Source organism: Amycolatopsis sp. A133 (assembly GCF_031082405.1).
In the GTDB taxonomy this organism is placed as follows: Bacteria; Actinomycetota; Actinomycetes; order Mycobacteriales; family Pseudonocardiaceae; genus Amycolatopsis.
On record NZ_JAVHJU010000043.1, the window covers coordinates 249813 to 260586 of the forward strand.

At 73.6% G+C, this 10774-nt stretch carries 6 protein-coding genes; all 6 read left to right on the forward strand.

Features of this window, described 5'->3' with window-relative positions:
* Position 1 precedes the first annotated feature (1 nt).
* Entirely contained in the window at positions 2 to 1441 is a 1440-nt protein-coding gene (locus Q5425_RS28200) for an NDP-hexose 2,3-dehydratase family protein (RefSeq protein WP_308675345.1), read from the forward strand.
* Between the two features lie 56 nt (positions 1442 to 1497).
* Positions 1498 to 2034, forward strand: coding sequence for a hypothetical protein (locus Q5425_RS28205; RefSeq protein WP_308675346.1), 537 nt, complete (start codon positions 1498 to 1500; stop codon positions 2032 to 2034).
* Complete coding sequence (locus Q5425_RS28210; protein ID WP_308675347.1) at positions 2034 to 2819, forward strand: NAD-dependent epimerase/dehydratase family protein; 786 nt, start codon at positions 2034 to 2036, stop codon at positions 2817 to 2819. The genes Q5425_RS28205 and Q5425_RS28210 overlap by 1 nt, the downstream gene beginning before the upstream one ends.
* A complete protein-coding gene (locus Q5425_RS28215) occupies positions 2804 to 4057 on the forward strand; it encodes a cytochrome P450 (RefSeq protein ID WP_308675348.1) in 1254 nt (417 codons plus the stop codon). The genes Q5425_RS28210 and Q5425_RS28215 overlap by 16 nt, the downstream gene beginning before the upstream one ends.
* A gap of 30 nt (positions 4058 to 4087) precedes the next feature.
* The gene (locus Q5425_RS28220; RefSeq protein WP_308675349.1) at positions 4088 to 10543 is read left to right on the forward strand and encodes an SDR family NAD(P)-dependent oxidoreductase; all 6456 of its coding nucleotides are present in this window, start codon (positions 4088 to 4090) and stop codon (positions 10541 to 10543) included.
* On the forward strand, positions 10530 to 10774 hold a 245-nt coding region (locus tag Q5425_RS28225; RefSeq protein WP_308675350.1), incomplete at its 3' end, for a beta-ketoacyl synthase N-terminal-like domain-containing protein. The genes Q5425_RS28220 and Q5425_RS28225, both read left to right, overlap by 14 nt.

Sequence of the window (10774 nt, forward strand, 5' to 3'; positions counted from 1 at the left end):
GATGCCCAGTCGCCCGCCGGCCGACTGGGCGCGCATCACGCGGTCCGCCACCGCGACCGGCGCCGAGGTGGCCACCATGGAGCGGTTCGGGCGGTGGTTCGAGTCCCGGCGACGGACCGATTCGCTGCGGGTGGACCGGGTTCCGCTCGACGAGCTGACCGGCTGGCACCGCCGGGCCGGCACCGCCGATGTCGTGCACGACAGCGGCAAGTTCTTCAGCGTCCGCGGGCTGCGGGTGCGCACCTCGCTGGGCCCGGTCCACGACTGGACCCAGCCGATCTTCGACCAGCCCGAGATCGGCGTGCTCGGCATCGTGGTGAAGGAGTTCAACGGCGTACTGCACTGCCTGATGCAGGCCAAGGCCGAGCCGGGCGACCCGGGCGGGGTCCAGCTCTCCCCCACCGTCCAGGCCACCAAAAGCAACTACACGCAGGTGCACGGCGGCCGTCCGGTGCCCTACCTCGACCACTTCCGGCAGCCCGCGCACCACCGCGTGCTCGCCGACGTGCTGCAATCGGAACAGGGCTCGTGGTTCTACCGCAAGCGGAACCGCAACATCGCGATCGAGGTCACCGAGGACGTCGAAGTGCTCGACGGCTTCCACTGGCTGACCATCGGCCAGCTGCACCGGTTGCTGGCGGTGGACAACATCGTCAACATGGACGCCAGGACGGTGCTGTCGTGCCTGCCCTTCAGCGGACCGGGTCTCGCCGACGGGACCGGCGAGGACGACGAGCTGTCGTCGGCCGTCGCCAGATCGTCGAGCACCGACCAGCCCAGCCGGCACTCGATGGGCGAACTGCTGAGCTGGATCACCGATTCGCGCGTCCGCAACGAAGTGGACACCACGCTGATCCCGCTGTCGGAGGTCGCCGGGTGGCGGTTGTCGGCCGGCAGGCTGTCGCACCACACGGGCGCCTACTTCGACGTGCTCGGCGTCAGCGTCCGCGCCGCTCGGCGGGAGGTCGGCAGCTGGTCGCAGCCGATGATCGAGCCGACCGGTCAGGGTGTCGTCGCGTTCATGGTGAAGAGCATCGGAGGCGTGCTGCACGCCCTCGTCAACGCCCGCGTCGAACCGGGCTACCTCGACGTCGTCGAACTCGCGCCGACCGTGCAGTGCAATCCCGAGAACTACGGGACGGTGCTCGCCGGACACCGGCCCCCGTTCCTCGACGAAGTGCTGGCGTCCACGGCCGAACAGCGGGTGTTCGACACGGTGCTGTCCGAAGAGGGCGGCCGGTTCTACCACGCGACGAACCGGTACCTGATCGTCTGGACCGAACCCGATCGCGGCCTGGCGTGCCCGCCGGACTTCCGCTGGATCACCCTGGCCCAGCTGGGCGCGCTGCTGCAGCACAGCCACTACGTCAACGTGCAGGCCCGGACCCTGGTCGCCTGCCTGCACAGCCTGCGCCGGCCGCGTGCCCGGAGAGTCGCGTGATCCGGATCGGAGCCCTCGGAGCGTCGTCGATCGCACGCCGCAGGACGCTGCCGGCGATGCCCGGCAATGCCCGGACCAGTCTCGCCGCGATCGCCGACCTGATCACCACGGCCGATCGGCGGGGGCTCGTGCTGCGCGACAACCTCACTTCCGAACACCACCGCGTGCACCCGGCGATCCTCGAGCTGGTCCGGGCCGGCCGGATCGGCGCACCGCGGTTCTTCCAAGGCTCGTTCCGCATCCCGCCCCTGCCCGGCACGGACATCCGCGACCGGCCCGACCTGGCCGGGTACCCGCTCACCGCCGCCCGGAACGTCGGTGGGTCCGCGTTGTCGAGCACGCCGGGCGGCGAGACGGCCACGGTCGCCGTCGGGTTCGAACACGGCTGCGGTTCGCGATACCTGGTGTGGGGCAGCACCGGGCGGATCTCCTGCGACCGGGTGGGCACCCCGCCGGACGACCGGTTCGGCAACTGCCTCACGGATTTCGCCGCGGCGGTCGACGCCGCCCAGCGCACCGGCACCGATCCGGGAGCCGCCGCGTGGCGAGCGCGGCGCGTCCGGGTGGCCACCGGCCGGGCGGGTCGCTCGTGATGGAGATCGTCGGATCGGGCTTCCTGGCCACGCAGCTGCGGCCACTCGCACACCGGCACGAGGACGTCGTCGTCATCGCCGCGGGTGTTTCGAGCACGGCAGCGCACTCCGCGGCCGAGTTCGCCCGGGAGCGCAACCTCGTGCAAAACGTGCTGAGGCGGTGCCGATCCGGCCACACCGTCCTGTTCCTCTCAACGGCCTCGCACGCGATGTACGGCAGTACCCCGGCGCCGGTGACCGAGGACACCCCCGTGTGCCCGGTGATCCCGTACGGCGTGCACAAACGCGACCTGGAGACGATGGTGATCCGGTCCGGCGTGGACTGGCTGGTGCTGCGGATCAGCCACGTCGTCGGCCCGGACCAGCCGGAACACCAGCTGGTACCCGCGTTGATCGCGCAGCTGTGCGCCGGTGAGGTCGCGGTGCACACCGGCGCCCATCGTGACCTGCTCGACGTGACCGACCTGCGGGACAGCGTCGACGTGCTGCTGCACCGGCGGGTCCGGAACGAGATCGTGCACGTGGCTTCCGGCACGGCGGTGCCGGTGGAGTCCCTTGTCGACGGTATCGGGCGCAGGCTCGGGGTCCGCGCCGCCAAGCGGCTCGTTCCGGGTCCGGTCACGCGCACGCTCGTGTCCATCGAAAAGCTTCGCGGGTTCGCCCCCGACGTAGTCGCCAGGTTCAGCGGGCCGGACTACCCGGAGCGGTTGCTCGACCGGCACGTCCCGACGTACCACGGCACCGTCGACACCGCGGTCGGAGGAGCGAGATGCACGAATACGTGATCGACGAATCCCTGCGGTCCAATCCGCTGCACGTCCTGCTGGACCGACGGACGCGCCACGACCCCTACCCGGTCCTGGCCGAACTGCGAGCCGTCAGCCCGCTGCGGACCGGCGACGGGTCGCTGGTCGTCGGCGACTACGAGAACTGCCTCGCGGTGCTGCGGAATCCGGCCATGGGCAGCGACACCCTCGCCTCGGCAGGGCTGCGGGGGGTGCTACCCGGCGAGCGGCAGGAACTCCTCGACTCGATCTTCTTCATGGACCCGCCGGACCACGGCCGGCAACGCCGGTTGATCTCGAAGGCGTTCACCCCCCGCATCACGGACCGGTTCCGGCCGTGGATCCAGGGAATCATCGACGAGTTGATCGACGGCTTCCGCCACAACGGCGAGTTCGATGCCGTCGACGATTTTGCGAAACCGATGTCCATGCGCATGATAGGCGAGCTGATGAGCGTTCCGTCGGCCGACCTCGACATGCTCCGGGAATGGTCGGACCAGCTCGCCTTGGCCGCCGAGTTCCCCGCCCTGGTCGCCGGTTTCCGGAGTACGGCGATGTTCCACCCGGAGGACTTCGCCCGGACGGACCGGACCGGGACCGCGATGCACGCGTACTTCGCCGACCTGATCCACAAGCGGCGCCGCGACCCCGGCGAAGACCTGCTGTCCAGCCTGCTGAGCACCCGGGACCGAGGCGATTCGCTGGCGCGGCACGAGGTGACCAACGTGCTGGTCACCCTGTTCGCGGCCGCGCACGAGTCGGTCACCAACCTGATCTCGAACGGGATACTGGCCCTGCACCGGCACAGCGACCAGCTCGCGGCGTACCGCGCCGACCCGTCCACCGGCAGGCTGCTGGTGGAGGAGGTGCTCCGGTACGACGCGCCGGTGCAGCTCACCGCCCGGGTCGCGGTTTCCCCGACCGTGGTCGGTGGGCTCGACGTCGAGCCGGGGACGATCGTGATCCTCCTGCTCGCCGCCGCCAATCGGGACAGCGCCCGCTATCCCGCCGCCGACGAGTTCATCGCCGACCGGCGCACCAGGACCATGCAGCTCGCCTTCGGGGCCGGCCCGCACTTCTGCATCGGGGCCGCGATGGCCCGGCTGCAGGCCGAACTCGCCCTGCGGGCCGTCGCCGAGCGGTTCGCCGAGTTCGAGGTGGCCGAGGAGTCCCTGGCCTACCGGCGGCACGTCGTCGTCCGCGGCTTGTCGAGCATGTCCGTCCGGTTCCACCTCTGACGCCGCCGCACAGCCGACCCCGGAGATCCCATGTCTGACGACGACAAGCTTCGGCAGTACCTGAAGAAGGTGACCGAGGAGCTCCACCGGGCCAAGCAGCGGCTGCAGGCCGCCGACGAACCCGTTGCCGTGGTGGGCATGGCCTGCCGCCTGCCGGGCGAGGTCGAATCGCCGGAGGACCTGTGGGAGCTGGTCGCCGGGGGCCGGGACGCGATCACGCCGTTCCCGGCGGACCGGTACTGGGATGAGGATGCCCTCTACGATCCCGACCCGGACGCCGGCAAGGCCGGCCGGTCGTACGTGCGGGAAGGCGGCTTCCTGCGCGGCGCGGCAGAGTTCGACGCCGCCTTCTTCGGCATCTCCCCGCGCGAGGCGACGGTGATGGATCCCCAGCAGCGGGTGCTGCTCGAAGTGGCGTGGGAGACGCTGGAGTCGGCCGGCATCGATCCCGGATCGCTCCGCGGTGGCCGGACCGGTGTCTACATCGGCGCGTCCGGGCACGACTACGAGATCCTGTGGAAGGCGTCCACCGAGTTCTCGCCCCACGGCATCGTCGGCAACAGCGGCAGCGTCATCTCCGGCCGCCTCGCCTACCACTTCGGGTTCGGGGGCCCGGCGCTCACCGTGGACACCGCGTGCTCGTCGTCGCTGGTGGCGCTGGACCTGGCCGTCACCGCGCTGCGCCGCGGCGACTGCCCGCTCGCCCTCGCCGGCGGCGTGACGATCATGGCCACCCCGGTCACCTTCGTCGAGTTCTGCGGGCAGGGCGTGACGTCCCCCGACGCCCGGTGCCGGTCCTTCGCCGACACCGCGAACGGGACGATCTGGGCCGAAGGCGCCGGTTTGCTGCTTCTGGAACGGCTGTCCGATGCCCGCCGCAACGGTCACCGGGTGCTCGCACTGATCCGCGGCTCGGCGGTCAACCAGGACGGCACGAGCAACGGGCTGTCCGCACCCAGCGGCACCGCGCAGCAGCAGGTGGTCCGCGCCGCCCTGGCGGCCGCCGGGTTGTCCGCCTCGGACGTCGACGCGGTCGAGGCGCACGGCACCGGTACCCCGCTCGGCGACCCGATCGAGGCGAACGCCCTGCTCGCGACCTACGGGCAAGGCCGGGAACGGCCGCTGTGGCTCGGCTCGCTGAAGTCCAACATCGGCCACACCCAGGGCGCGGCCGGGGTCGCGGGCACGATCAAGATGATCATGGCCATGCGGCACGGGGTGCTGCCGAAGTCACTGCACGCCGAGACCCCCTTGTCCACTGTGGACTGGACGGCCGGGAACGTGCGGGTGCTCACCGGATCGGTCGGGTGGCCGGACACCGGGCGCCCGCGTCGCGCGGCCGTCTCGTCGTTCGGCATCAGCGGCACGAACGCCCACCTGATCCTCGAGGAGGCGCCCGCCGGCAACACCCCGACGGACGGCGAAGCGGCGCCGCCCGGCGTCCCGGCGGTCCCCCTCCTGCCTTGGGTGATCTCCGGGCGCACCGAGCAGTCGTTGCGCGCGCAGGCCCGGCGGCTGCTCTCGTTCGTCGAGAAGACCGGCCCCGACCCGGCCGACGTGGCGTACTCACTGGCCACCACGAGGGTGAGCTTCCGGCACCGGGCGGTCGTCCTCGGCTCGTGCGCCGAGGAGCTGACCGGCCGCCTGCGCTCGCTCGCCGACGGTGCTCCGGACGCCTCGGCCGGGGTCGCCGCGACCGGCTCGCTCGGCGTGCTGTTCAGCGGGCAGGGCACACAACGGCCGGGCATGGGCGAGTCCCTCGCCGCGGCGTTCCCGGAGTACGCCCGCGCTCACGCCGAGGTGCTCGAACACCTCACCATCCCCACCGGCCTCGGTGCGGACCAGACCGGCTACGCGCAGCCCGCGCTGTTCGCGCTCGAAGTGGCGCTCTTCCGGCTGCTGCGGTCCTGGGGCGTGCGGCCCGGCTTCCTCGCCGGCCACTCGATCGGCGAGCTGGCGGCGGCGCACGTGGCCGGGGTGCTCTCGCTGCCCGACGCCTGCCGGCTCGTGGCCGCGCGGGCCCGGCTGATGCAGGAGCTGCCGTCCGGTGGCGCGATGGCGTCGGTCGAGGCGACCGGTGCCGAGGTGCTGGCGGGCCTCGACGACCGCGTGTCGATCGCCGCCGTCAACGGCCCGCGCTCGGTGGTGCTCGCGGGTGACGAGGACGCCGTGCTGGCGGCGGTCGCACACTGGGCGGGCCGGGGCCGGCGGACCTCGCGGTTGCGGGTGTCGCACGCCTTCCACTCCGCCCACATGGACCCGGTGCTGGCGGAGTTCCGGGCCGTTGCGGCGAGCCTCGACTACCGGCGTCCGGCCATTCCGATCGTCTCCACCTCGACCGGCAGGCCGGCGGCGGACGAGCTGTGCGACCCGGAGTACTGGGTCGCGCAGCTGCGCCGGCCGGTGCGGTTCCACGACGCCCTGCGGTCCCTGCGTGCCGAGGGCGTCACCACGCTGCTCGAAGCCGGTCCCGGCGGCGTGCTCGCCGCGCTGGCGCAGGAAGAGTTCGACACCGCGGTGCCGGCGCTGCGCACCGAGCGCGACGAGCCGGGGAGCGTGCTCGCCGCGCTCGGCCGGCTGCACACCGCCGGCGTCGCCGTGGACTGGGCGGCGATGCTCGGAGGCCGCCGGATCGACCTGCCGACCTACGCCTTCCAACGGGAGCACTACTGGATCGCACCGGAACCCGGCGACGTGACGTCGGCCGGGCTGAGCGCGCCCGGCCACCCGCTGCTCGCCGCCGCGCTGAGCCCGGCCGACGGCGACGGCTTGGTGCTGACCGGCAGGCTGTCCCTGCGCGACCAGCCGTGGCTCGCCGGGCACCAGGCCCTGAACACGGTGATCCTGCCCGGGACCGCGTTCGTCGAGCTGGCCCTGTGCGGCGGCGAGCAGGTCGGCTGCGACGTCATCGAGGAGCTGACCCTGGCCGCCCCGCTCGCGCTGCCGGATCGCGGCGGGGTGCGCGTCCAGGTGGTCGTGGGCGGGCCGGAGGAGTCCGGGCGCCGATCGGTGCGGGTGTTCTCCCGCCCGGAGTCCGGTGGTGGGGCCTGGCGTGCGCACGCGAGCGGTTTCCTCGCGGTGCGCGGCGAGGAGGCCAAGCCCGAGCTGGCCACGTGGCCGCCGCCGGACGCCGAGGAGGTCGGGTTCGCGGGCGGCTACGACGATCCGGTCGTCGGCCTGGCCTACCGCTACGAGGGCGCCTTCCGCGGCCTGCGCCGGGTGTGGCGCCGGGACACCCCGGCCGGCCCGGAGGTGTACGCCGACGTCGAGCTGCCGGCCCCGGAGGCCCGCCACGCCGGCCGTTACGGCCTGCACCCGGCCCTCCTCGACGCGGCGCTGCACGCCGTCGGGTTCGGCCCCTACCTGGAGGCGGTCGACGAGGGCGCGGGCGCCATGCCCTTCTCCTGGTCGGGGTTCACGCTCCACACCTCGGGCGCGTCGGTGCTGCGCGTGCGCATCACCGGCGCGGACGGGCACGTCTCGCTCACCTTGGCCGATGGCGACGGCGCCCCGGTGGCCGCGGTCGGCTCGCTGGCTTGGCGGCCGGTGCCCCGCGACCAGGCCCGGCTGACCGCTCCGGACGTCGAGGAGTCGCTCCACGAGCTGGACTGGGTGCCGGCGCCGGCGGTGGCCGGGGAGGCGGCCCGCACCTGCGCGGTGGCCGGCACGGGCACCGACGGCCCGGCCGGTGACCTGGCCGCGCTCGGCGCCGCCGTCGACGACGGGGCGGCCGCCCCGGACATCGTGCTCATGCCCGTCACGACCGGTTCCGGCGCGGTCCCGGAGCGGGTGCGCGCCACCCTCGGCGAGGTGGTCGCGGCGCTGCGGGCATGGCTCGCCGACGAGCGGTTCGCCGCCTCGACCCTGGTGGTGCTGACCCGGCACGGCGTGGCGACCGTCGACGGGGAGCAACTCGATCCGGCCGTCGCCCCGGTGTGGGGGGTGGGCCGGTCCGCGCAGGCGGAGCACCCGGGCCGGGTGCTGCTGCTGGACATCGACGACGACGGGGACCTCGACCTCGGTGCCACGGCCGGGCCGGTGCGGGCGGCCGTGGCGACGGCGCTCGCCGCGGGCGAGCCGCAGGTGGCGCTGCGGGCCGGGGTGCCCCTGGTGCCGCGGTTGCACCCGGTGGCCGCCGACGCCCTGCTCACCCCACCCGCCGCCGGACCGTGGCGGCTGGACAGCACCGATCCGGGCACCCTGGACCGGCTCGCGCTGCTGCCGTGCCCCGAGGTGCTCGACCCGCTGGGGCCGGGCGAGGTGCGGGTCGCCATGCGGGCCGCCGGGCTGAACTTCCGCGACGTGCTGATCGCGCTGGGCATGTATCCCGGGCACGCCGTGCCGGGTTCCGAGGGCGCCGGCGTGATCGCCGAGGTCGGCGCCGAGGTGACCGGCCTGCGACCGGGCGACCGGGTGCTCGGCCTCTTCGCGGGGTCGCTGGGCCCCATCGCGGTCACCGACCGGCGGCTGGTGACCCGGATACCGGACGGCTGGTCGTTCGAGCGCGCCGCCGCCGTGCCGATCACCCACCTCACCGCTTACCACGGGCTGGTCGACCTGGCCGGGCTGCGGGCCGGCGAGTCGGTGCTCGTCCACGCCGGCGCCGGCGGGGTGGGCATGGCCGCCATCCAGCTCGCCCGCCACCTCGGCGCCGAGGTGTTCACCACCGCCGGCCCCGGCAAGTGGGACACGCTGCGCGGGCTCGGCATCGACGACGAGCACCTCGCTTCCTCCCGCACCGCCGAGTTCGAGCAGCGGTTCCGGCAGACCACCGACGGCCGCGGGGTCGACGTGGTGCTCAACGCGCTGACCGGCGACCTGCTCGAAGCGTCGCTGCGGCTGCTGGCACCGGGCGGGCGGTTCCTGGAGATCGGCAAGGCCGACATCCGTGATCCCGAGTCGGTCGCAGCCGCCCTCCCGGGCACGACGTACCAGGCGTTCGACCTCCTCCCGTCGGCCGGCCCGGAGCGCGTCCAGTCGATGCTGCACGAGGTGTACGCGCTGTTCGAGTCCGGCGCGCTCACCGAGGTGCCCCGCCGCGCCTGGGACATCCGCCGGGCCGGCGAGGCGTACCGGCACGTCAGCCAGGCGCGTCACGTCGGCAAGGTGGTGCTGACCGTGCCGCGGGCGCTCGCCCCGGACGGCACCGTGCTGATCACCGGCGGCACCGGCTGGCTCGGCGGTCACCTCGCCCGGCACCTGGTCCGGCGGGGCGCCCGGAGGTTGGTGCTGCTCGGCCGCCGCGGCGCCGGCTCGCCCGGGGCTGCCGAGCTCGTGACGGAATTGTCCGCACTGGGCGCCGAGGTGGTGGTGGCCGCGGGCGACGTGGCCGACCGGGACACCATCGCGGCGGTGCTGGCCGACATCCCTGCTGAGCATCCGCTGACCGCGGTGATCCACGCTGCCGGGGTGCTCGCTGACGGAGTGGTGGCCGCACTGACCGCCGAGCAGCTCGACACCGTGCTGCGCCCCAAGGTCGACGGCGCCTGGCACCTGCACGAGCTGACCCGGGACCTGGACCTCGCCGCCTTCGTCTGCTTCTCCTCGGCCGCCGGCATCTTCGGCGCGGCCGGCCAGGGCGCCTACGCCGCGGCAAACTCCTTCGTGGACGCCCTGATGGCGAGCCGGCGGGCCGGCGGCCTGCCGGGCACCGCACTCGCCTGGGGGCCGTGGGCGCCGGTCGCCGGCTCGCCGGCCGGCGGCGGTATGGCCGGCGGCCTCGGCACCGCGGACCAGGCCAGGATGAGCCGCACCGGCGTCCTTCCGCTGTCACCCGAACAGGGCTTGGCGTTGTGGGACGCCGCGCAGCACTCCGACCGGGCACTGCTCGCACCGATCCGCCTGGACCTGGACGTCGTGGCCCGGCGCGGCGAGGCCGTCCCGTCGTTGCTGCGGGACATGGTGCGCGCCTCCACCCGGCGCAGCGCCACCGGCCCCCGGGCGGGAGCCACTGCGGAGTCGCCGGCGGCGCTGGCCCAGCAGCTCGCCGGACTGTCCACCGAGCAACGCGAGCGACGGCTCGCGGCGGTGGTGCGACGTCAGGCGGCGGCCGTGCTCGGCCACTCCTCCGCCGAACAGGTTCCGGCCGACGGAACGTTCCGCGATCTGGGCTTCGACTCACTCACCTCGGTGGAGCTGCGCAACCTGCTGAGCGCGGTCACCGGCGTGCGGCTTCCGGCCACGCTGGTGTTCGACCACCCGACGCCGGCCGCACTCGCCCGGCAGCTGGCCGTGGAGATCGCCCCGGCGGGCGAGGCGGCTCCCAGCCGGCCGCCGGCCGTGCTGGACTCGGTGAACGCGGTGGCACGCGAGTTGGCCGCGCTCCCCGTGGACAGCGAGGTGCGGGACACCGTGCGGGTGCGGCTGCGCGACCTGCTGTCCACTATGGACAGGGAGGTACCGGCCGCGCCGACGGAGATCCGGTCGGCGTCGGTGACCGAGTTGTTCGCTTTCGTCGACCGGGAGTTCGGCCATGCCGACCAGTGATCACGAGCCTTCCGGCGATTACGGCGAACTCGCCGGTTACTTCAAGCGGGTGACCGCCGAGCTCTACCGGACCCGGGAGCGGCTGCGTGAACTGGAGCAGCGGTCCGCCGACCCGGTCGTGGTGGTGGGTATGGGCTGCCGGTACCCGGGCGGAGCCGATTCGCCGGAGGCGTTGTGGGAGCTGCTGGCGGCCGGCCGGGACGCGGTCACCGAGTTCCCCGCCGACCGCGG

Bases quoted from the DNA above. Each gene is read 5' to 3' on its own strand.
- Q5425_RS28205 (WP_308675346.1), top strand. From the start codon at position 1,498: ATGCCCGGCAATGCCCGGACCAGTCTCGCCGCGATCGCCGACCTGATC.
- Q5425_RS28220 (WP_308675349.1), top strand. From the start codon at position 4,088: ATGTCTGACGACGACAAGCTTCGGCAGTACCTGAAGAAGGTGACCGAG.
- Q5425_RS28200 (WP_308675345.1), top strand. From the start codon at position 2: ATGCCCAGTCGCCCGCCGGCCGACTGGGCGCGCATCACGCGGTCCGCC.
- Q5425_RS28210 (WP_308675347.1), top strand. From the start codon at position 2,034: ATGGAGATCGTCGGATCGGGCTTCCTGGCCACGCAGCTGCGGCCACTC.
- Q5425_RS28215 (WP_308675348.1), top strand. From the start codon at position 2,804: ATGCACGAATACGTGATCGACGAATCCCTGCGGTCCAATCCGCTGCAC.